This window comes from Mycolicibacterium brisbanense (genome assembly GCF_001570425.1).
Lineage (GTDB): Bacteria > Actinomycetota > Actinomycetes > Mycobacteriales > Mycobacteriaceae > Mycobacterium > Mycobacterium brisbanense.
In genome coordinates, this window is the sequence record NZ_BCSX01000010.1 from 1 (window position 1) to 22,226 (window position 22,226).

Below are 22,226 nucleotides of genomic sequence, written 5' to 3' on the forward strand. Positions count from 1 at the left end.
ACCAGCCATGCGTGTCATCGTCCCTTCTCGGCCCGACCTCGGGCCACAGGACTCTAAAACAGGCTGGTCTCAATCACGGGGAACACGCCAGGATCGTCGTGGGTATCGGTCGAAATCACCGGCCCCCGGAGGACGAGGCGCAGTGGTGGCGTCTTGAGGTGCCTGGCAGCGAGGACGTTGTCGAGGAAACCGACGAATCCCTTGGTACGTGGACGTTCCCGGACGGCTACGAAGAAGATCTGTGGCCCAGCACTTTCATGATAACGAGGGTGCCAGCGCCGGGCCTGCCACCGATGATGTCACTCATTGATCCGCCCAAGTGCTGGCATGTCGACGTGCTGATGGTCGGCCGCCCGACCCCAAATGAACGATGGGAAGAATTGACACAACCCGGTCAGCACGTGAATCCGGACCGAAGTAGGCCCGCGACGCCCGACGAACAAGCCGCCGATGATAAACGCGTACTCGAGATTCGGGAGCGCACAGGAAACTAATCGGCCGAGACACGACAGTTAGGACGGGGCAAGGGACGCGCCGTGAGGCCCGACTAGGGCAGCCCTGCGAGCGTCCCGTGGTCACGGGTTTACACGTACGGCCGCTGCGATCCTTTTCGGTCAATCCGAAGCCAACCAACATCAAATTAGATGTCCGTCGGTATCTCAGAACTAAAGAACTGAGACACCCTGACTGGGATCACTTGCACGAGACGAAATGCCAGCTCGAATCGTCTCAGAAGCTGTTTCAAAACAAACGTCTCATATTGACGTGTTATGAGACTTCTGAGACACTTGTAGCATGGCCATTACCACCGCAGCCGCTGCCACTGGAACAGTCCTCGGCTACGCCCGTGTGAGTACTGGGCACCAGTCACTCGACCAGCAAGTCGATGCGCTGACCGGTGCGGGAGTCGATACGGCTCGCGTCTACTCTGACAAGCTGTCAGGTACCTCGACCCGGGAGCAGCGCCCCGGCCTGGCAGCGCTGTTGGACTACGCCCGGGAAGCCGACACCATCGTTGTGGTTGGCATCGACCGTCTGGGCCGCAACGCTGCTGAGGTCATGTCCACCATCCGCGAGCTGGGTGAGCGCGGAATCGTGCTGCGGTCATTACGTGAGGGTATTGACACGTCTAACGCTGCGGGCCGGATGGTGGCAGGTGTCCTCGCCAGCCTGGCCGAACTCGAGCTGGAACTCGGTCGGGAGCGTCGGGCAGCGGCTCGCGAGGCTCGGCGTGCACGTGGGCAGGCAATTGGCCGGCCCAAGGCGCTGGATGCGTCGAAAGCTGCTCTGGCGCGGCGCATGCACGCGGGTGGTGAGTCCGCCAACACTATTGCCACCACACTTGGAGTGAGCCGCGCCACCGTCTACCGCATGATTGCGGAATAGGTTGGATGAAGTACGCGATCTTCGCTGCCGTCAGTTAGCTATTCTCATCTACCCATTCATTCATGCCCATGTGAATTACATCGCCGGTAAACACTATACCGCCGATCTCGTAGTCGACGCTTCGCGTCAACAAACTTTTGTTATGATCATTTAGGTTGCACTCAAAATCGGGTCCAACCCAAATTGGCTTGCCGGACCAGCCGCGACTGGCCTTATGCGCAAGGTGGGCGGCTCGATTAACGACATCCCCCATATAAATCACATCGTTGATCCCGCTGCCGCTATATCCGGCCTGGATCATTAATACACGCCCGTAATCAACCCCTATCCCAAGTTTGATCGGCGAAATTTCCTTCTTCGACAATCGGTGATTGAGCAACTTGTTTAGGGTGTTAGCGGTATATGCGATCTCAAAAACGTCATCGATGTCCCTCGGCCTAGGTGTGTTGTATACCGCCCACACGCAATCGCCGACGATGTTTACTTCCCGGACGTAAAGGTCGCTATTGAGGACTGCAACCATTTCAGAGATGAATGACCGATATACTTTTGCAAGTGTAGGGCGTTTGTGTTTCTTAGTTAGACCTGACGAATCCCGAATGTCCACGAAAACCGCTGAACACCACCCGTAGAAGCCATTCGTATACGTAAGCTTGTCGCGACCAGGCAGGTCATCCGTCTCTGTAAACTGCCCGGATGGCTGGTCCAGAATGTCCTTGATCCGCTTCGAACTCGCGACCCAGTCGTAGGGTTTGTAATTACCGTCCACGAACTGATGAACCTCCTGCGCGGCTTCGCATGCAACAACACTCCCCAACATCGGGGCTAGCATCGCCTAGGCTACCGAACATGCCAACGCATTCCAGCTCCGACGACTCAGATTTCGTCGACCCGGTTAACCCGTCGCTGGATGCCGCCGAAGCATGGAAAGCCGTCAGCCTCGTTAATGACTGGGTCAAGCACGCCGAGACGAAATCCGCAGGTGTTCTCGCAGCATCCGGCGTAGTGGGCGGAGTTCTCTATAACCTGGTCAAGAGTCGTTCCGACTTTGACTGTTGGATTCGATTTGGCGCTATGACTTGTGGTGTCCTGGCCGTGGCCTCCGCGATATGCGCTGGTATCGCGCTGTGGCCGCGTTTAGCGCCCAAAGAGCAGCCGACAAGCGTCTTTTACTTCGACCACATCGCGCGACGCCACCCCAATGGTCCCGACGCCTACATCCAAGAACTCAAAGGGGTCCTGGCGGAACCAGACGAACTCCTTAGCCAGCTAGGGCAGCAGGTATGGGCTAATGCCCGCGTTGCTCGCCACAAGTACCGTTGGGCAGGTCGCGCTCTCGTAGCACTGCTGGGCGCGACAGCAGCGTTGGCGGTGGTGGCACTCGACCTTGCCGCGCAGTCAACCAGCGTTCGCTAGCGGAGCCCGATAAGCAACGCCACCGAGGGGGTGGGGGGTGCCCAGAAACACCTTCACGCACCCGCCTCGAACGGCCAGCGTGCTCTCTCTTTCCAGAAAATACCGCTTGTATCCCGAGTGCGCAGCCGGCGTAGGACACGCACTCGGGTACCGCCACCTACGCCACGCCGCGCAGTGACCACGTACTCCCGTTGCGGCCACGTGACTCGATGACCGTGATGTCGGGACGGTGCGCCTTGGCCACGCCGAGGTTGCTATTGCTGTAACCGGCAGCACGCCCCGCAGCGTTCACAGCAAACGATTCAGCGGTGCTTTCGCCCGCAGCGACCAGTTCCGCGATGTGGTTGTTGAACCACTGTTGGCATGACAGCTTCGTAGTCCCGTTTTTCTGCGACCTGGCGCTTTCCAACCTTAGGACGGTGCCGCCCACGCCACCCTGGCAAGCTTCGCCATCCTCTTTGACCTGTACAAACGCACCCTGGCGGGAGTCGCCACCCTGGCGGGTGTCTTTCAATCGGTAGCGCTTGCCGTTCTTCACCGTGACAACCTCGATCACACTGTCGTCGGCTAACTTTTCAATCGCCGCACCGAACAGGGGACGCTGCCCACTGGTAAGCCTCGTCCGTAGCTCGCTGTTAGCCATTTCGCCGCCCGCATCGGTCAACCGATCCACGATGGCACGCATGACCGACCGCAGTCGACCATCCTCGTAACCCTCACGCTCGGTAGCCCTCGCATTGCCGGCTTCCAACGCCCGCTGACGCTTCGCCTCTTCGGCGTACTCGATCAGACTCCGCCTCGTCTCATCCGAGACCGCCATGACAGCAGCAGACAGACGCCACTCCCGTTCAGTGACTTCGGCGCGCTGATGCATGATCGCCAACAATGCGGCCACCTTGCAGCGCGTCAACATCGCATGGCCTTCGAGCGGATCACCTTCGCCGCGCATACGGTCACGGAAGCCCTGCTTGATGGACCGTTCTATATCGGGTACGGCTGAATAATCAATATCGACTACACCGCCGATTCCCGGCCTCCATATCGGCGTGTCCGTCACTAGCGGGTCGGGATCGGAAAATTCCCCGCATTCGATACTCTGGTCGGTTACGGGCACCCACAGGAACCGTTGCGGGGTACCTCCCGTCGTGTCATTGAATATGACATTCGTGTGGCCCGGTTGCGCGCTCACCGATAGACACGCCCTATATGAATGCGCAGCGACAACCCGGCGCGCATCCTTCGTCGCATTCGCCTGACCGAGCTGTTCACCCATCGCCAGACTCTTTATCGTCGGCAGCAAGATACTCCCCTGAGTACTCGACAATCCGGTCATCGTGTCAATCTCTGGAATATCAAATATGACCGGCTGAATGTCGTCCGTCGGTTCACGCTTGGTAAACGTCTCGGCAATACCTTGCCCAGACCCGACCGGCAGCGTGAGAGTATCCGTAGGCCACGCGAGCGCCGCAACCTTCGTCGTATTCCCCTTGCCCGACCCCGGCGGACCTACGAAGGCACACAGCAGGTTCAAACTAGCTCGATCACCGATTACGCCGGGTAGCTGCACGCATGGGGGGACACTGGCCGCGACCCGCAGCAACACCCCCGCGAACACCGCCCACGGTGCAGCCATACGTGACCTCGCCCACCCGTGAATCTTTTCTAACTGTTCACTACCGGAGTTCAGAAAGAACTCGTCCGTCGAAATACTCACATCACTCATTGATTCCCATTCATTTTTCACCGCGATAAGACGCGCGTTAACCGTTGCCTTTAGAGAGAAGCTAAGAGCAGTTAAGCGCTCTTACGCCCCCCACGACCTAACGGTGTAAACACGGGCATGGGCTTAGGTTCACGATTAGCGCTCTGCTCAAATTGGTCATCGAGCCAGGCCAGCACATCGGACCGTCGATAACGAACCTTGCCGCACACAACAGCACACGGCGGACCTCCCGGCTTATTCTTGGCGCGGTAGTCCTTGAGGGTGTTTATAGCAATACCGGTCATTGCCGATACTTCGTCATAGCCCATGAGAATGGGAGTCGACATTAGATGTTTCTTACTGACGATGTCATCCGATGGAACACCCGTTGTGTTCCGTGTGTCGCCAGGCTCGCCGTCCTTAATGGCGAATCGTCTACGTACCTGGTCCGCCCAACGTTACATTTCGATACGTTGAATTCGGAAGCGATTCCCAGAGAACTCTTAATTACACGGCCAGCATGGCGGCAATGGCGTTCGACGCCACCACATGACTACTCCGGTCCAGGTGTCCGTACCGGTCTACGGTCGTAGTGATCGACTCATGGCCCAGGTGCTCCTGAACGGTCTGTAGCGGCACGGGCGGCTGCGCTTGCAACATCCACGACGCGCACGTGTGCCTCATGTCGTGCGGCGTGGGCGACTTCTCAAGCACCGGCTTATCAGGATTGTTCTTATCCTTAGCCATCGCCTTAGCACGCGACTTATTCCACACGTTCGTGCGCCACGTCGATAGCCGGATCGGCCCGCCCTGGGTCGTCGTAAACAGCCACTCATGCGAGTAGTCGAGCTGGTCCAGCACGGATTTATCCACACTGATTGTGCGGTTCGATTTCTTGGTCTTCGGCGCTCCCATGGTGTAGCGGGTGCCGTCTTGCTTCCATGCGCGGGCAATACGCACTGTGCCGTTGACGCGGTCCACATCGGACGGCTTAAGCGCCGCCGCCTCATTGAAGCGACAACCCGACGCCACCAGGAACTCAACGAACGGTTGGTAGTGCTCCGAGAACGAAGCTTTGAGAATCTGGTACTCAGGCCCGGTCAGGAACACGGTTTCGCGTTCCTCGGTGCGTGGCAGGCGCACGCCGTCGCACGGGTTGGCGGGCAGGTGCCCGTCCTTGACGGCCTGTTTCAACGCCCCAGACAGAAAACCGTGCTTGTTCTGCATCGTGCCCGCCTTGGCTCCGTCCGCGTGCATGGTGTTGACCCACGCGGCCACGTCAACACGGGTCAGCTTGCCCAAAGGCAGCGCGCCGAATACGGGGCTTATGTCATTCCGCAGGTATCGGCGGTAGTCCGTGATGGTCCTGCGTTCGACACCTGACAGGCTGTCAATGTGTTGCTCTAGATACTCTGTGACCGTCAGGCCCGACATGGGCTGTTCGGTGACCAGGCCAGCGGCCTCACGCGCCTTGTCCGGCCCCACAGCATCGACCAGCTTGCAGAACCGGCCCGCCTGTTCCTCGTTAGGAAATGACGTGCTGGTCTGCTTGCCGTTGTGCCGGTACAGCACCGCCCAATACGGGGTTCCGTCCTTGCGTTTGCGCGGTCTTACGGATGCCATGTGGGCATAGTAAACGCCCGCCGTGTTGACGTGATGTTGACGGCGGGCGTTTCCGGTCAGTTTTAGGGCTCTGACCTGCTATTTATTTGTGGAGCTGCCGGGAATTGAACCCGGGTCCTACGGCATGTCGTCGAGGCTTCTCCGTGCGCAGTTCGCTGTGTCTCTACTCGGATCTCTCAGTCACGCGAACAAGCCGAGATGACGATCCCAGTCGCTGTTTGATGTCCCCATGGATTCCGCGACCGAACCCATGGGTGGGTCCCTCTAGCTGATGCCAGGGTCCGGGCCGAGGGCGCTCCCGGTCTGACAGACCAGCCGTCGCTTAGGCAGCGAGGGCGTAGTCGCGCTGATTGGAATCGGCGCTTAATTGGTTGCAACGACGCTTACGGTGGTCTCTTGCCTGCACCGGCACGCTTCCCTTGATTCGATGCGCGAAGTCGAAACCGATCAGCCCCTCGCATCCCCGCCGACTTTCGGCAGGACAGTCAATGGTACGCCATCCCCAACGGCGAACGCCAAGCCATTATTCCCGTGATATGGACAACCAATCTCCCGTGATCGCACCCGGCAGAACGTGACGCTCAAAGTCCACGAGCGGGCGCAGAATGCCGGCGAAATACGGCGTGTCGGGCAGCAGACACGCACGGTCGCGGTGCAGGTGGTGGCGGTGCAGGTGGTGGGCCTAGATGGGCCTACACGGTCCTACATGCCTTTGGCGCGCCTGCCGAGTTCACGGGTGATCTCGCGGTCGGCGTCGCGCTTGGCGATGTCCTGGCGCTTGTCGTGCGCTTGTTTGCCTCGGGCCAACGCCAGCTCCACCTTGACTTTGCCGTCGGAGAAGTACATCGACAGCGGCACCAGGGTCAGATTGCCGTCGCGGATCTTGCCGATGAGATTGTCGATCTCCCGGCGGTGCAACAGCAGCTTGCGGTTGCGGCGCGGTGCGTGGTTGGTCCAGGTGCCGTGGTGGTACTCGGCGATGTGGACGTTGCGCAGCCAGATCTCGCCGTCGTCGACGGTGGCGAACGCATCGGCAAGTGAGGCCTGCCCCTCGCGCAGGCTTTTCACCTCGGTGCCCATCAGCGCGACGCCGGCCTCGTAGGTGTCGAGGATCGTGTAGTTGTGCCGCGCCTTGCGATTGCTCGCCACGATCTGCTTGTTGCCGGCGGGGCTGGACTTCTTGGTCACCACTACGACCTACCTACGGACGTAAAGCCGCAGGGTGACGTACGCGGTCAGGCCTGCCATGGCCACGCCGACGAACAGCAGGATCGGCGAGATGTACAGGATGTCGGCATAGTCCACCCTGGCGATCAGGTTGGCTTGATAGAACTGGTTGAGCGCGCGTTCGAGGAACGCCGCCCGCACGATGATGAGCCCGATGATCGAGATGATCACGCCGATGAGGGCCGCGAGCATCGCCTCCACCAGGAACGGCAGCTGGGTGTACCACCGGGTGGCACCGACCAGCCGCATGATGCCGATCTCGGTCCGCCGGGTGTATGCGGCCACCTGCACCATGTTCGCGATCAGCAGCACGGCACCGATGGCCTGCACCAGCGCGACGGCGAACGCCGCATTGCTCAGGCCGTCGAGCACCGAGAACAACCGGTCGATCAGCTCTTTCTGATTGAGCACGCTGCGCACGCCCGGCTGCCCGATCATCGACTTGTCGAATTCGGCATGCTGCTCGGGATTGTTCAGCTTGACGATGAACGACGCCGGGAACGCGTCCTTGCTGGCGACGTCCTTGAACTGCGGGATCTTGCGGATGGCGTCCTGATAGGCCTGGTCGCGGTCGAGGAAGCGCACCGACTTGACCTGCTCGGTGTTCTCTTCGAGCTTGCTGCGCAGCGCCTTGCACGGGTCGGCGTCACAGTTCGGGTCGTTGGCCGACACGTCGTCGGTCAGGAACACCTGGGTCTCGACCCGGTCGAGATAGATGTCGCGGGACTGGTCGGCCAGCCGCACCACCAGCAGACCGCCGCCGAACAGCCCGATGGAGATGGCTGTGGTCAGGATCATCGCAACGGTCATGGTGACGTTGCGACGAAGCCCGGTCAGAACTTCATTGACAAGAAAGCCGAAGCGCACTTAGCGATCCATTCCGTAGACGCCGCGCTGCTCGTCACGAATCAGCCGGCCGAGTTCGAGTTCGACGACCCGCTGACGCATCGAGTCGACGATGTGATGGTCGTGGGTGGCCATCAGCACCGTCGTTCCGGTGCGGTTGATCCGCTCCAGCAGATCCATGATGTCCTTACTGGTCTCCGGATCCAGGTTTCCGGTCGGCTCGTCGGCGATCAGCACCAGCGGGCGGTTGACGAAGGCGCGGGCGATGGCCACGCGCTGCTGCTCACCACCGGACAGTTCGCTCGGTAGCCGATTGGCCTTGCCGGACAGCCCCACCATCTCCAGCACGTCCGGCACCACCCTGTTGATCACCTCGGATCGCTTGCCGATGACCTCAAGGGCGAACGCCACGTTTTCGAACACCGTCTTCTGCTGCAGCAGCCGGAAGTCCTGGAAGACGCAGCCGATCACCTGCCGCAGGCTCGGGATGTGCCGTCCCGGCAGCTTGTTCACATGGAACTTGGAGACCTGGATGTCGCCGGCGGACGGCGTCTCGGCCGCGAGCAGCAGGCGCATGAACGTGGACTTGCCCGACCCGGACGGGCCGATGAGGAACACGAACTCACCCTTGTCGATCTTCAACGAGACGTCGTCCAGCGCGGGACGCGCTGACGACTTGTACTGCTTCGTCACGTGGTCGAGGGTGATCATCACGGCACGCCAGTGTAGCGGTGAGTACGCGAAGGCCGGGTCACGCTAGGGCTGCGGTGTCGGAGCAGCGGGTTGCTCGCCGACCTGCGACGGTTGCTCGGCGACCGGCGTGGGTGGTTGCCCCGGCGTCGGAGTCGGCGCCGGGGGAGCCATGCCCGGCAGGATCGGCAACGTGATCGGTGGCAACGGTCCGGGACCATCCGGATCGATCACCGTGGTGCGCGGGCCCGGTGACGGGGACGTCGTGGTCGGACTCGTCGAACTCGTCGTCGGAGTCTCGGTGGTGGTCTCCGGTGTGGTGGTTTCGGTCGTCGTCGGCGTGGTGGTCGTCGTGGTCCGACGCGTCGTCGTCGGCGGGGCCACATTGGTGCGCGGCACCCACGTGTAATCGGGGTCGGGCACGAATCCGGGTGGCGCCGTCGGCGTGGGCGCGGGCGGCCGATAGGCCTGCTGCACCCAGAACAGCGCCACAAACGCCACCATCAGCACGACCGTGGACGTACGCAGCCGACCAAGCCGCTTGGGCCAGTACTTGACCGCGACGGCCTTGATCGCCGCGAACTGTGGGGACAGGTCGATTTTCATGACGTCGTCTCCCGGGCGGGCCGTCCGGAAGGTGTCTGCTCGGCTCCGGGCACCGTCGCCGGATGAGGGATCGACTCCACCGTGGGCGTCGCGCCGTCGGTGGGCGTGACCACCCCGGCGCGCCGCAGGGCCCGTACGACGCGGACCCGCAGCCGCCGGCCGACCTCGAACTGCTTGCCGGGCAGGGTCCGGGCCACCATGCGCAGGTTGACCGTGTCCAGTCCGATGCTCTCCACACCCATGAGCTGCGGCTTGTCGAGCAGCAGCTTGGACAGTTCCTCGTCATCGGCAGCCTTGTCGGCGACCTCGTGCAAGACGTCGTTGACGGCGTTGAGGTCCGCGCTGGCAGGCACCGGGATGTCGACGACGGAGCGGGCCCAGTCCTTGGAGAGGTTCAGCGACTTGACGATCTGCCCGTTGGGAACGGTGTACATCTCCCCCTCGGACGACCGCAGCTTGGTGATCCGCAGCGTGACATCCTCCACGGTGCCCTCGGCCTCGTTGGCTGCCGCGATCGTCAGCCGCACCAGGTCGCCGAAGCCGTACTGCTTCTCCGTGATGATGAAGAAGCCGGCCAGCAGGTCCTGCACGATGCGCTGCGCACCGAAACCGAGCGCAGCACCGATCACGGTTGCGGGCGCGGCCAACGACACGATCGGCACCGCCAGCACATCGCTGACCTCGACGAGCACGACGACGAACAACATCGCCACCGACACCCAGGAGATCACCGATGCGACGGCCTGCCGGTGCTTGGCGCTCTCCGAGCGCACCAGCTGGTCGCTTTCCTCATATTCGGCGTCGATGCGCCGCACGAATCTCTGCGCAGCCCAGTTGATGAAGCGGGCCAGCAGCAACCCGCCGATCAGCAGCAGCGCAATGCGCAGACCCTTGGTCAGGATCCATACACCGAACTCGCCGTGCCAGAAGTCATGCCAGCGCTGAGCCATCGGATAGGCCAGCACTGTGGCGGCCAAGTTACTCGTCGTCATCTTTTCTGTTGCGCCACCTGATTCCCGCTTCCAGGAATCCGTCGATGTCTCCATCGAGCACCGCGGTCGGGTTACCGACCTCGTACTCGGTGCGCAGATCCTTCACCATCTGATAGGGCTGCAGAACATAGGACCGCATCTGGGTTCCCCAGGAACTTCCGCCGTCGCCCTTCAGCGCATCCATCTCGGCGCGTTCCTCTAACCGCTTACGCTCCAGCAACTTTGCCTGGAGAACCCGCATCGCCGAAACCTTGTTCTGCAGCTGCGATTTCTCGTTCTGACAGGTGACCACGATACCGGTCGGGATGTGGGTGAGGCGTACCGCCGAGTCTGTGGTGTTCACCGACTGCCCGCCCGGGCCGCTCGAGCGATACACGTCGACGCGGATGTCGCCTTCCGGGATCTCGATGTGATCGGTGGTCTCGACCACGGGCAGCACCTCGACATCGGCGAACGAGGTCTGGCGGCGGCTCTGGTTGTCGAAAGGGCTGATCCGCACCAGGCGATGGGTGCCCTGCTCGACCGAGAGCGTGCCGTAGGCGAACGGCGCGTGCACGGCGAACGTCGCGCTCTTGATGCCGGCCTCCTCGGCGTAGGACGTATCGAAGACCTCGACCGGATACTTGTGCTGCTCGGCCCAGCGGATGTACATCCGCATCAACATCTCGGCCCAGTCGGCCGCGTCGACACCGCCCGCGCCCGACCGGATGGTGACGACCGCTTCGCGCTCGTCGTACTCACCGGAGAGCAGCGTGCGGACCTCCATCTGCTCGATGTCCTCGCGCAGCTTGTTGAGCTCGGCGTCGGCCTCGGCGATCTCGGACTCGCCGCCTTCTTCGGCGGCCAACTCGTACAGCACGGGCAGATCGTCGAGACGGCTGCGCAGCTCCTCCACCCGGCGCAGTTCGCCCTGGGCGTGCGACAGCTCACTGGTGACCTTCTGCGCACGCGTCTGGTCGTCCCACAGCTTCGGGTCCGACGCTTCCTGCTCGAGTTTGGCCACCCGGTCACGCAGGCCGTCCAAGTCAAGCACCCGCTCCACCGTCGTCAGGGTGGTGTCGAGTGCGGCGATATCGGCTTGACGGTCTAGATCCACGACAGTTGAGGTTACCTGTAGCCCGTTCGAGGAAGTTATCGCTGACCGGCGGCAGCTCCACGGATCCGCGTTTACAGTCGGGGTGTACCCAGCCCAGCTGTGTCGCGACAGCCCCTTGCGCACGGCCGGGAGAGCGATTGGCTATCAGAAGGCTGATGCATGCGCCCATACCATGTGGCAGTCGTCGGCTCGGGACCCTCCGGGTTCTTTGCCGCGGCAGCGTTGTTGAAGTTTGCCGATTCCACCGACAGTGCCGAGCACCGCGACGTCCGCGTCGACATGCTGGAGATGCTGCCCACGCCCTGGGGGCTCGTGCGCTCCGGTGTCGCACCCGACCACCCCAAGATCAAGACGATCAGCGCCCAGTTCGAGAAGATCGCGCGGGATCCGCGGTTCCGGTTCTTCGGCAACATCGTGGTGGGTGAACACGTGCAGGCCGGCGAGCTGGCAGAGCGCTACGACGCCGTCGTCTACGCCATCGGCGCCCAGTCGGACCGACCGCTCGGCATCCCCGGCGAAGACCTGCCCGGCAGCGTCGCCGCTGTCGACTTCGTCGGCTGGTACAACGCTCACCCACACTTCGAGCTGATGGCCCCCGACGTGTCGAACGCCCGCGCGGTGGTGGTGGGGAACGGCAACGTCGCGCTGGACGTGGCCCGCATCCTTGTCAGCGATCCACAAGTGTTGGCGCGCACCGACATTGCCGATCATGCCTTGTCCGCACTGCACGCCAGCGGGGTACAGGAAGTGGTGGTGATCGGCCGGCGCGGACCTCTGCAAGCGCCCTTCACCACACTGGAATTACGTGAGCTGGGCGATCTCGAGGCGATGGCCGACGTCGACGTCATCGTCGACCCGGCCGATGTCGACGACATCACCGACGAAGCGCTGGAGGCCGCGGGCAAGACCGTCAAGCAGAACGTCAAGGTGTTGCGCGGCTACGCCGCCAAGGAGCCCACGGGCGCGGCACGGCGCATCGTGTTCCGGTTCTGCACCTCCCCCATCGAGATCAAGGGTGACGGCAAGGTCGAGTCGATCGTGCTGGGCCGCAACGAACTGGTCACCGTGTCGGACCGAGTGGTCGCCAAGGACACCGGCGTACGTGAGGAGCTGCCGGCACAGTTGGTGGTGCGCGCTGTCGGGTATCGCGGTGTGCCCACTGCCGGCCTTCCGTTCGACGAGCGTTCCGGCACCATCCCGCACACTGACGGCCGGGTGGAAGGCAGCCGCAATGAGTACGTCGTCGGCTGGATCAAGCGGGGTCCGTCGGGCGTCATCGGCAGCAACAAGAAGGACTCTGCCGACACCGTGCAGACCCTGCTGTCCGACCTGGCCTCGGCCTCGCTGAGCGATTTCGGCCCCGCTCACGCCGACGAGCTCGCCCAGTGGCTGCTGTCCCGCCAGCCCTTGCTGATCACCGACGACCACTGGCAGCGCATCGATGCCCACGAGCGTGCCGCAGGCGAGGCGGTGGGACGGCCCCGGGTCAAGCTGACGAATGTGGCGGACATGCTCAAGATCAGCCACGGGTAGCCCGCGCGCACGAAGCGTCAGGCCGGCTGATCGACCGGTTGCGGCACGGCCACCACGCGCCGCGGGCGGCTGCGTACCTTCAGCGGCCACCAGAACCAGCGCCCGAGGATCGCGGCGATCGACGGCGTCATCAAGGACCGCACCACGAGTGTGTCGAACAGCAGGCCGAGGCCGATGGTGGTGCCACCCTGCCCGATCGCGCGCAGGTCGGAGGTCACCATGGAGGCCATCGTGACGGCGAAGACCAGACCCGCCGCGGTCACGACGCCACCGGTGGCGCCCATGGCCCGGATGATGCCGGTCTTGATGCCCGCGCCGATCTCCTCTTTGAACCGGGACACCACCAGCAGGTTGTAGTCCGAACCCACGGCCAGCAGGATGATCACCGAAAAGGCCAATGTCATCCAGTGCAGCTCGATGCCGAGCAGGTACTGCCACACCAGGACCGACAACCCGAATGATGCTGCCAGCGAGAGGATCACGGTTCCGACGATCACGAACGACGCGATGAGCGCACGGGTGATGATCAACATGACCATGAAGATCAGCGTGATGGCGCCCAGGGCGGCGATCAGCAGGTCCCATTTGGCGCCGATCTGAATGTCCTTGTAGGTGGCCGCGGTACCGCCGAGCCAGAACTTCGCATCGGCCAGCGGGGTGCCTTTCACGGCTTCCTTGGCCGCCTGCAGCTCGGCGTCGACGTGCGAAATACCTTCCGGGGTGGCCGGATCCGTGTCGTGGGTGATGATGTACCGCGCCGACTTGCCGTCAGGCGAGATCAGCAGCCGCAGACCGCGTTGAAAGTCCGGGCTGTCGAAGGCCTCCGGTGGGAGGTAGAAGTAGTCGTCACTCTTGGCCGAGTCGAACGCCTGCCCCATCGCGCTGGCGGTGTCGGTCATGCGGTCGATCTGGGTGATGAGGCCGTTGAACGTGCTGTACATCGTCTTCAGGGTGCCCTGCATGTCCTTGGACACCGCGATCATCGGCGGCAGCTGTTCGAGCAATTGCGGCATGAGCGCATCCATGTCGTTCATGTTGCGCAGCAGCTTGGTGAGGCTGTCGCTGAGCCGATCGACACCGTCGAGTCCGTCGAACAGCGATCGCATGGACCAGCACATGGGGATGTCGAAGCAGTGTGGCTCCCAGTACAGGTAGTTGCGCAGCGGCCGGTAGAAATCGTCGAAATCGGCCATGTGGTCGCGCATCTCGTCGGTGACGGTCTTCATCTCCGTCGCCGTTCCCACCATCTCGTGGGTGGTGCCGGTCAGCTTGCGCATCAGGTCGAGCATTTTCTCCATCGAGCCGATCATGATGCCGAGCTGGTCGCTCATGTGCTGCATGTCGCCGACGCGGCCCTTGAGGAACTGCATGTTCTCGGTCATCGTCACCGATTGCAGGCTCACCTGAAAAGGTATGGAGCTGTGGGCAATCGGATCCCCCAGCGGCCGGGTGATGTTCTGCACCCTGGCGATGCCGGGCACCCGGAAGATGTTCTTGGCGATCTTGTCCAGCACGATCATGTTCGATGCCGTACGCAGATCCTGGCCGGCCTCGACCAGCAGCATGTCGGGGTTCATCCGGGCGGCACTGAAATGTCGCTCCGCGGCGGCATATCCGACGTTGGAGGGCAGCGTTTGCGGAATGTAGTGGCGATCGTTGTAGCTGGTTCGGTAGCCGGGCAGGGCGAGCAGCCCGACCAGGGCGATGGAGATCGCCGCCGCCAGGATCGGCACGGGCCAGCGCACCACCGCGGTGCCGACGCGCCGCCAGCCGCGGGTCTTGATCGCCCGCTTGGCGTCGAATGCACCGAGCCGGCTTCCGACGGTGAGCACCGCCGGCGCCAGTGTCAGCGACGCCGCCACGACGATGGACAAGCCGATGGCGCTCGGGATGCCCATGGAGCTGAAGTAGTTCAGGCGGGTGAAATGCAGGCACAGCATGGCGCCGGCCACGGTGAGCCCGGAGCCGAGGATGACGTGCCCGACACCGTGAAATGCGGTGTAGTAGGCGTCTTCTCGATCCTCCCCGGCCTGACGGGCTTCCTGGTAGCGGCCGACGAGGAAGATGACGTAGTCGGTGCCGGCAGCGATCGCCAGTGAGGTGAGCAGGCTCGTCGAGAAGGTCGAGAGCCCGAGCAGGTGCTGGTTGCCGATCACCGCGACGACGCCCCGGGCCGAGTTCATCTCGATGAGTACGACGAACAACGCCAGCACCGTGGTGACGATCGACCGGTACACGAGCAGCAGCATCACCGTGATGACGATCAGGGTGATCACGGTGATCTTGATCATCGACTTGTCGCCGGCCTCGGTCATGTCGGTGGTCAGCGGTGCCTGGCCGGTGACGTAGGCGTGCACCCCGGCGGGTGGATGCGATCGGTCCACGATCTCGCGGATGGCCTCGACCGACTCCATACCAAGGGTTTCGCCCTGGTTTCCCGCGAGATTGACCTGTACGTAGGCGGCCTTGCCGTCGGAGCTCTGCGAACCGGCGGCGGTGATCAGGTCGCCCCAGTAGTTCTGCACGTGCTGAACGTGTTTGGTGTCGGCTTCGAGTTCCTTGACGAGGCCGTCGTAGTAGCGGTGGGCTTCGTCACCGAGCGTCTCGTCGCCCTCCAGCACGATCATCGCGATGCTGTCGGAGTCGAACTCCTGGAACTGCGCGCCCATGCGGTTCATCGCGATCATCGCAGGCGCATCCTGGGGCGACAGCGATACCGAGTTTTCCTTGCCGACCTGTTCCAGTTGTGGCGCAACGGCATTGGTCACGACGGTGACCGCCAACCAGAACAGGATGATGGGGATGGAAAGCACCCGGATCGTCCGGGCGATCCTCGGCCGGGTCGCGTGCGCGCCGGTCATGCGGCTTTCACCAGGCAGAAGGCCTGCGCGTCATGCCCAGTCGACGACTGATCCTCGCGCACTTCACCATTGACGGTGATCCGGCACCTGATGGAGTTGCTGTCGCCTTGCGCGACGAGGTTGGCGAACATCGACGGCAGGGTCGTGGTGACCTGAAACGACCATGGCAGCGCGGTGAAGTCGGCTCGTTGCGGCTGAGCGTTTTCGTCGAGATAGCTGATGCTGCCCACGGTCGACGCGGGCCCGAATACCTCGTAGAGCACCCGTTTGGGGTTGAACGGCACGATCTTGTCGACTCCGCCGCCGCCGGCGCTTGCCGACTGCTGGGAGCCGAAGATGCCGTGCATGCGATACATGGCGAAACCGCTGACCGCGAGCACCGCCACCAAGATCAGTGGTATCCAGCCCCGCCGCAGGGCACCGAGGAAACCGAGCACCGCCACCCATCCTTCCCGACCAATGGAGGGTGCATCCCTGAGTAGGTCCTCCAAGAAACCCCGAGAGAACTTACTTGTTCATTAATGGAACGTCAACGCTCCACTTTGGGGCGGAGTTACGATGGCACGATGGGCGCCGTCACAGAGCAGCTGTCTGGTTCGCAGGTCAGGACCCGTAATGCCATCCTCGCTGCGACGGCCTCGGTGATCGCCCGAAATCGCACCGCCACCTTGCCCGACATCGCCCAGGCCGCCGGCGTCGGCCGCACCACCGTGCACCGATACTTCCCGGATCGGGACTGCCTGATGACCCAGACCAGGGCCGACTCGATCCGCATGCTGGACAAGGCGATTCGCGAGGCAGCCACCGACCAGGGTCCCGCCCGTGACGCCATGCGCAGGGCCATCGCGGCGATGGCCTCGGCCGGTGACCGCATCCTGTTCCTGTTCGACGATCCCGCCGTGATGCGTGATGTTCCACCGGCCGAGCAGCCCAACGAAGACCTGGTGCTGGATCTCATCCGGCGGGGCCAGGAGGAGGGCGTGTTCACCTCCGACCTAAGTGTCGAGTGGATCGAACACACGCTGTTCGCGTTGGTGCACTGGGCGTGCCGCGACGCCAACGCCGGCACACTGCCCCGTCACGCCGTGGTGCCGACCATCATCCGGACCTTCGAAGGCGGCTGCGGGTCCTAAACCGGAGGCACCTCGGTGGATGGCGGAGCGAAGCCCCACTTGTCCGGGTTCCTCGGCGAGTACACCACGGGGATCAGCTGACCCATGGTCGGCCAGGCGGAGACGTCTACCGCCATGCGCTGATACACCACGTGCTCGTTGACCGTCGGTCCGTTGATGACGCCGGTGATGGTGACGAACTGCTCCCCCTCGGCGTCGGGGCGCGGGCTGACGCCCGTGACCAGCAGCGTCCCCGACACGGCATCGGGCCCCATCCCGCGTCGTCGCATGATTTGCGGCGCCAGTAGCAACACCAGCACGCCCACGAGCAACAGGAGTATCCCGAATTCCCACACAAGGCCATGGTAGGACTGCTGCCATGAGCACTCCCGCAGATGACTTGACCCTGGCACTCGCCCTGGCCGACCAGGCCGACGCTCTGACCATGGCCCGATTCGGCGCCCTGGACCTGCGCGTGGAAACCAAGCCCGACCTGACCCCTGTCACCGACGCCGACCGCGGTGCCGAGGAATCACTGCGCGCGACGCTCGCCGAAGCCCGACCGGACGATTCGGTGTTCGGCGAAGAGTTCGGTGGCACAACCACTTTGACCGGACGGCAATGGGTTCTCGATCCCATCGACGGCACCAAGAACTTCGTCCGCGGGGTGCCGGTGTGGTGCACACTGATCGCCCTCCTGGAGGACGGCACACCGACCGTCGGCGTCGTCAGCGCACCGGCACTGGCTCGCCGCTGGTGGGCGGGTGCGGGCCAGGGTGCGTTCGGCTCTTTCGCCGGGCAGACTCGCAAGCTCGCCGTCTCCGGCATCAGCGACCTGGCCTCGGCAAGCCTGTCGTATTCGGATCTGACCACCGGGTGGGAAGACCGCCGCGACCGCTTCATCGACCTGACCGACGCCGTGTGGCGGGTACGCGCCTACGGGGACTTCTGGTCCTACTGCATGGTGGCCGAAGGCGCCGTCGACATCGCTTGCGAGCCCGAGGTGAAGCTGTGGGACATCGCCCCGCTCGACATCCTCATCCGCGAGGCCGGAGGGACGTTCACCAGCATCGATGGCACTGACGGACCACACGGCGGCAGCGCGCTGGCGACCAATGGACAGCTGCACGAGGAGGTGCTCAAGCGGTTGTCGGCCGGCTGAACTCGCGGGTTCTGCGTTGAGATTGCGCCCAGGGCTGCTGCTTCGCGATGTTCACGACCCTGTATGCAATCTCAACGGGGCTGTGAAGTTGGTTACAGGGGCGCCGTACCTTACTCCGGAGTAAGATACGGTCATGGCGTCGCCACTCCACAACTAGAGGCAGCTGACATGACCAACACCCTGCCGTCCAAGAACGGCTCTGCACCCCGTCCCCAGCGGTCCGACCGGCCAAGTGCCGTGGGCCTGCACAAGCACAAGCGGACAGCGACCGACATCGGATTGGCGCTCATCACGCCGATCGTCGGCCAGGAATTCCTGGATCGCTACGGATTGCGCGACCCGCTCAACCGCGGACTGAAATACGGTGTGAAGCAAGTATTTTCAACCGCAGGCGCGGCCACCCGGCAGTTCAAGCGGGTCCAGGGCGTCGGCAAGTCCCCCACCCGGCTCAAGGCCAGCGGTGCCGACTACTTCGACCTGACGCCCAACGACGACCAGAAGATGATCGTCGAGACCGTCAACGAGTTCGCCGAGGAGATCCTGCGCCCGGCAGCCCACGACGCCGACGAAGCCGCCAAGTATCCGGCCGACCTGATCGCCAAGGCCGCCGAGCTGGGCATCACCGCGGTCAACGTCCCGGAGGACTTCCACGGCATCGCCGAGCATCGCAGCACGGTCACCAATGCACTGGTCGCCGAGGCGCTGGCCTACGGCGACATGGGCCTGGCCCTGCCGATCCTGGCGCCCGGCGGCGTCGCGGCCGCGCTGACCCATTGGGGCAGCGCCGACCAGCAGGCCACCTATCTCAAGGAATTCGCGGGCGAGAACGTGCCACAGGGATGTGTGGCAATCGCCGAACCGCACGCACTGTTCGACCCCACCGCGCTCAAGACCACCGCGGTCCGCACTCCCAGCGGGTACCGCCTGTCCGGCGTGAAGTCTCTGGTGCCTGCGGCCGCCGACGCCGAATTGTTCATCGTCGCAGCACAACTCAACGGCAAGCCGGCGCTGTTCATCGTCGAGGCGGCATCGGCCGGGCTCACGGTCAAGGCCGATACCAGCATGGGTATCCGCGCCGCCGCACTCGGCCAGGTGGAACTCGACAACGTCAGCGTGCCGCTGAGCGCGCGGCTCGGCGAGGACGACGCCACCGACGAGGATTACTCCGAGGCGATCGCACTCTCGCGGCTCGGCTGGGCCGCCCTCGCGGTCGGCACGTCGCACGCCGTGCTGGATTACGTGATCCCCTACATCAAGGAGCGTCACGCCTTCGGTGAACCGATCGCCCACCGCCAGTCGGTGGCGTTCATGGCCGCCAACATCGCCATCGAACTCGACGGCCTGCGACTCATCACCTGGCGCGGTGCGGCTCGTGCCGAACAGGGTCTGCCGTTCGCCCGCGAGGCCGCCCTGGCCAAGAAGCTCGGCACCGACAAGGGCATGCAGATCGGTCTGGACGGCGTGCAGCTGCTCGGCGGCCACGGCTACACCAAGGAACACCCGGTCGAGCGCTGGTACCGCGATCTGCGGGCCATCGGCGTCGCCGAAGGTGTCGTAGTCCTCTAAGCGGTCCTCCAAGCGAAAGACACATCATGGCAATCAATTTGGAAATGCCCCGCAAGCTGCAGGCGGTCATCGAGAAGGGCCACCAGGGCGCCGCGGAGATGCTTCGGCCCATCTCGCGCAAGTACGATCTGGCCGAGCACGCCTACCCCGTCGAACTCGACACCCTGGCCAATCTGTTCGAAGGCATCTCGAGCGCCAAGACCATCTCGTTCGCCGGCGCGGAGGCCTTCCGCGACGACGCCAACGGCGAGGGTCAGAAGACCACGGTCAACGGCGCCAACATGTCGGCTCTGCTCAACGCCCTCGAAATCAGCTGGGGCGACGTGGCACTGCTGTTGTCGGTGCCGCGCCAAGGTCTGGGTAACGCCGCCATCTCGTCGGTCGCCACCCCTGAGCAGTTGGAGCGGCTGGGCAAGAACGTGTGGGCCGCCATGGCCATCACCGAACCGGGCTTCGGCTCGGACTCGGCGGCCGTGACCACCACCGCGGTGCTCGACGGCGACGAGTACGTGATCAACGGCGAGAAGATCTTCGTCACCGCGGGTTCGCGGGCCACCCACATCGTGGTGTGGGCGACGTTGGACAAGTCCCTGGGCCGCGCGGCCATCAAGTCGTTCATCGTGCCGCGCGAACACCCCGGCGTCACCGTCGAGCGCCTCGAGCACAAGCTCGGCATCAAGGCCTCCGACACCGCGGTGATCCGCTTCGAGAACGCCCGCATCCCCAAGGACAACCTGCTGGGTAATCCGGAGATCCACGTGGAGAAGGGTTTTGCGGGGGTCATGGAGACCTTCGACAACACCCGGCCCATCGTGGCGGCCATGGCCGTGGGTATCGCCCGGGCCGCCCTGGAGGACCTGCGGGCCATCCTCACCGATGCCGGCGTGGAGATCTCCTACGACAAGCCCGCGCACGCACAGAGCGCCGCGGCCGCGGAGTTCCTGCGGATGGAGGCCGACTGGGAGGCCGGGTATCTGTTGACCGTGCGCTCGGCGTGGCAGGCCGACAACAGCATCCCGAACTCGAAAGAGGCCTCGATGGGTAAGGCCAAGGCGGCGCGGGTGGCCAGCGACATCACCCTCAAGGCCGTCGAAATGGCAGGGACCGTCGGCTATTCCGAGCAGACCCTGCTGGAGAAGTGGGCTCGCGACTCCAAGATCCTCGACATCTTCGAGGGCACGCAGCAGATTCAACAGCTGGTGGTGGCCCGCCGGTTGCTGGGCCTGTCCTCGGCCGAGTTGAAGTAGGTCTTTCCCGCCGGGCAGACGCTGAATCGCACGGATCCGTTCAGCGGATCCGTGCGATTCTGCGTCTGTTCGGCCAATTGGTGCGGCTGACCGCGAAACCCGTGGAACACGAAAATCGCCCAGAACACCGAAGTGCTCTGGGCGATTTTCGTTATTGCGTGAGCTTAGCCCAGGACCCGCTGCAGGTCCGGAACCATGGCCTGCAGTTCCCGGGCCCAGTAAGCCCAGTTGTGCGTGCCGTTGTCCGGGAAGTTGAACACCGCGTTGTTACCGCCGGCCGCGAGGTAGTTGTCGCGGAAGGTCTCGTTGGTGCGGATGGTCAAGCCCTCCAGGAAGGTTGCGGGCAAGTCGCCGCCACCGAGCTCGTTGGGCTGGCCGTTGCCGCAGTACACCCACAGCCGGGTGTTGTTGGCGACGAGCCGGGGGATCTGCACCATCGGGTCGTTGCGCTTCCAGGCGCTGTTGGGATCTTCCGTCGGACCCCACATGTCGTTGGCCTTGTAGCCACCGGCGTCACCCATGGAGATGTTGATCAGGAACGGCCACATGCCCTCGGACGGGTTCAGGAAGCCCGACAGTGAAGCCGCGTACTTGAACTGATCCGGGTGGTAGGCGGCGAGGATCATCGAGGCCGAACCGGCCATCGACAGACCGACCGCGGCGTTGCCGGTTGCGGCGACGTCCCGATTGGCGGCCAGCCACTGGGGCAGCTCGCTGGTCAGGAAGGTCTCCCACTTGTAGGTGACGCAACCCGACTTGCCGCATGCCGGCGAGTACCAGTCGCTGTAGAAGCTGGACTGACCGCCGACGGGCATGACCACCGACAGGCCGGTGTTGAGGAACATCTCGAACGCGTTGGTGTTGATGTCCCAGCCGTTGTAGTCGTCCTGGGCACGCAGGCCGTCGAGCAGGTACACCGCGTGCGAACCCGGCCCGCCGCTCTGGAACTGAATCTTGATGTCGCGGCCCATCGACGGCGACGGGACCATCAGGTACTCCACCGGCAGACCAGGCCGGGAGAACGCTCCCGCGGTCGCCGATCCGCCGGCCACGCCGATCAAGCCAGGCAGCAGCAGTGCTGCCATGGCCGCCACCGTAAATCGGCGCGCCCAATGGCCACGAATCTTGTCAATGAAGGTCATACTGCGAATCCGTCCATCT

21 protein-coding genes and 1 other RNA gene are annotated in these 22,226 nt (G+C 63.5%); 8 read left to right on the top strand and 14 right to left on the bottom strand.

The genetic code is table 11. The annotated features are described in order from the left end of the window. The coding region (locus tag RMCB_RS35780; RefSeq protein WP_206779451.1) for a hypothetical protein at positions 1-494 on the top strand (494 nt) is incomplete at its 5' end. A gap of 301 nt (positions 495-795) precedes the next feature. Further along, positions 796-1,386 (top strand): recombinase family protein, encoded by a 591-nt coding sequence (locus RMCB_RS04055; RefSeq protein WP_062827752.1) that lies wholly within the window; start codon positions 796-798, stop codon positions 1,384-1,386. Positions 1,387-1,420: 34 nt separating this feature from the next. Here RMCB_RS04055 and RMCB_RS04060 read toward each other — a convergent pair whose 3' ends face one another. Then, a complete protein-coding gene (locus RMCB_RS04060) occupies positions 1,421-2,206 on the bottom strand; it encodes an adenylate/guanylate cyclase domain-containing protein (protein WP_234791987.1) in 786 nt (261 codons plus the stop codon). 29 nt (positions 2,207-2,235) lie between these two features. Here RMCB_RS04060 and RMCB_RS35785 point away from each other — a divergent pair, with 29 nt between their 5' ends. Further along, on the top strand, positions 2,236-2,802 hold the full coding sequence (locus RMCB_RS35785) for a Pycsar system effector family protein (protein WP_131805484.1): 567 nt from the start codon (positions 2,236-2,238) through the stop codon (positions 2,800-2,802). Between the two features lie 157 nt (positions 2,803-2,959). Here RMCB_RS35785 and RMCB_RS04065 read toward each other — a convergent pair whose 3' ends face one another. The 9 genes from RMCB_RS04065 to prfB form a co-directional block, all read right to left on the bottom strand. Beyond that, positions 2,960-4,525, bottom strand: coding sequence for a hypothetical protein (locus tag RMCB_RS04065; protein ID WP_062827753.1), 1,566 nt, complete (start codon positions 4,523-4,525; stop codon positions 2,960-2,962). Positions 4,526-5,011: 486 nt separating this feature from the next. Continuing rightward, positions 5,012-6,127, bottom strand: a complete 1,116-nt coding sequence (locus RMCB_RS04070) for a tyrosine-type recombinase/integrase (protein WP_062827754.1) — start codon at positions 6,125-6,127, stop codon at positions 5,012-5,014. 86 nt (positions 6,128-6,213) lie between these two features. Beyond that, positions 6,214-6,582: a transfer-messenger RNA gene (gene ssrA / locus RMCB_RS04075) on the bottom strand. A 247-nt stretch (positions 6,583-6,829) separates the two neighbouring features. Next, positions 6,830-7,315 (bottom strand): SsrA-binding protein SmpB, encoded by a 486-nt coding sequence (gene smpB, locus RMCB_RS04080; RefSeq protein WP_036426205.1) that lies wholly within the window; start codon positions 7,313-7,315, stop codon positions 6,830-6,832. Between the two features lie 9 nt (positions 7,316-7,324). Next, positions 7,325-8,221, bottom strand: coding sequence for a permease-like cell division protein FtsX (gene ftsX / locus RMCB_RS04085; protein ID WP_029373869.1), 897 nt, complete (start codon positions 8,219-8,221; stop codon positions 7,325-7,327). After that, positions 8,222-8,911 carry a cell division ATP-binding protein FtsE gene (gene ftsE / locus RMCB_RS04090; RefSeq protein ID WP_029373870.1) on the bottom strand — a complete coding sequence of 230 codons (690 nt, stop codon included), beginning with the start codon at positions 8,909-8,911 and terminating at the stop codon, positions 8,222-8,224. It abuts the gene before it with no gap. 45 nt (positions 8,912-8,956) lie between these two features. Beyond that, positions 8,957-9,496: an Rv3103c family proline-rich protein gene (locus RMCB_RS04095; protein WP_029373871.1), complete on the bottom strand. Its 540-nt coding sequence runs from the start codon at positions 9,494-9,496 to the stop codon at positions 8,957-8,959. Then, on the bottom strand, positions 9,493-10,488 hold the full coding sequence (locus tag RMCB_RS04100; protein WP_029373872.1) for a mechanosensitive ion channel family protein: 996 nt from the start codon (positions 10,486-10,488) through the stop codon (positions 9,493-9,495). The genes RMCB_RS04095 and RMCB_RS04100 overlap by 4 nt, the downstream gene beginning before the upstream one ends. Further along, positions 10,475-11,584 (bottom strand): peptide chain release factor 2, encoded by a 1,110-nt coding sequence (gene prfB / locus RMCB_RS04105; protein WP_029373873.1) that lies wholly within the window; start codon positions 11,582-11,584, stop codon positions 10,475-10,477. Before prfB ends, RMCB_RS04100 begins: the two co-directional genes overlap by 14 nt. Before the next feature lie 159 nt (positions 11,585-11,743). Between prfB and RMCB_RS04110 the strand changes: the two genes are divergently transcribed. Continuing rightward, positions 11,744-13,117: an FAD-dependent oxidoreductase gene (locus RMCB_RS04110; RefSeq protein WP_062827755.1), complete on the top strand. Its 1,374-nt coding sequence runs from the start codon at positions 11,744-11,746 to the stop codon at positions 13,115-13,117. 17 nt (positions 13,118-13,134) lie between these two features. Here RMCB_RS04110 and RMCB_RS04115 read toward each other — a convergent pair whose 3' ends face one another. Next, the gene (locus RMCB_RS04115; RefSeq protein WP_062827756.1) at positions 13,135-15,978 is read right to left on the bottom strand and encodes an MMPL/RND family transporter; all 2,844 of its coding nucleotides are present in this window, start codon (positions 15,976-15,978) and stop codon (positions 13,135-13,137) included. Then, on the bottom strand, positions 15,975-16,421 hold the full coding sequence (locus RMCB_RS04120) for an MmpS family transport accessory protein (RefSeq protein ID WP_084388359.1): 447 nt from the start codon (positions 16,419-16,421) through the stop codon (positions 15,975-15,977). The genes RMCB_RS04115 and RMCB_RS04120 overlap by 4 nt, the downstream gene beginning before the upstream one ends. Before the next feature lie 123 nt (positions 16,422-16,544). Between RMCB_RS04120 and RMCB_RS04125 the strand changes: the two genes are divergently transcribed. Beyond that, the gene (locus tag RMCB_RS04125; RefSeq protein ID WP_084388360.1) at positions 16,545-17,111 is read left to right on the top strand and encodes a TetR/AcrR family transcriptional regulator; all 567 of its coding nucleotides are present in this window, start codon (positions 16,545-16,547) and stop codon (positions 17,109-17,111) included. Here RMCB_RS04125 and RMCB_RS04130 read toward each other — a convergent pair. Further along, positions 17,108-17,446, bottom strand: a complete 339-nt coding sequence (locus RMCB_RS04130; protein WP_062827757.1) for a hypothetical protein — start codon at positions 17,444-17,446, stop codon at positions 17,108-17,110. The two genes, RMCB_RS04125 and RMCB_RS04130, sit on opposite strands and share 4 nt — an antisense overlap. Positions 17,447-17,469: 23 nt before the next feature. On the opposite strand from RMCB_RS04130, the gene hisN reads away from it, so the two are divergent. From hisN to RMCB_RS04145, 3 genes are all read left to right on the top strand, one after another. Further along, on the top strand, positions 17,470-18,252 hold the full coding sequence (gene hisN, locus RMCB_RS04135; RefSeq protein ID WP_062827758.1) for a histidinol-phosphatase: 783 nt from the start codon (positions 17,470-17,472) through the stop codon (positions 18,250-18,252). Positions 18,253-18,420: 168 nt separating this feature from the next. Next, positions 18,421-19,818, top strand: coding sequence for an acyl-CoA dehydrogenase family protein (locus RMCB_RS04140; protein ID WP_062827759.1), 1,398 nt, complete (start codon positions 18,421-18,423; stop codon positions 19,816-19,818). A 26-nt stretch (positions 19,819-19,844) separates the two neighbouring features. After that, positions 19,845-21,065, top strand: coding sequence for an acyl-CoA dehydrogenase family protein (locus RMCB_RS04145; protein WP_062827760.1), 1,221 nt, complete (start codon positions 19,845-19,847; stop codon positions 21,063-21,065). Between the two features lie 164 nt (positions 21,066-21,229). Here RMCB_RS04145 and RMCB_RS04150 read toward each other — a convergent pair whose 3' ends face one another. Then, positions 21,230-22,207, bottom strand: a complete 978-nt coding sequence (locus RMCB_RS04150) for an esterase family protein (RefSeq protein ID WP_029372664.1) — start codon at positions 22,205-22,207, stop codon at positions 21,230-21,232. Positions 22,208-22,226: the final 19 nt, after the last annotated feature.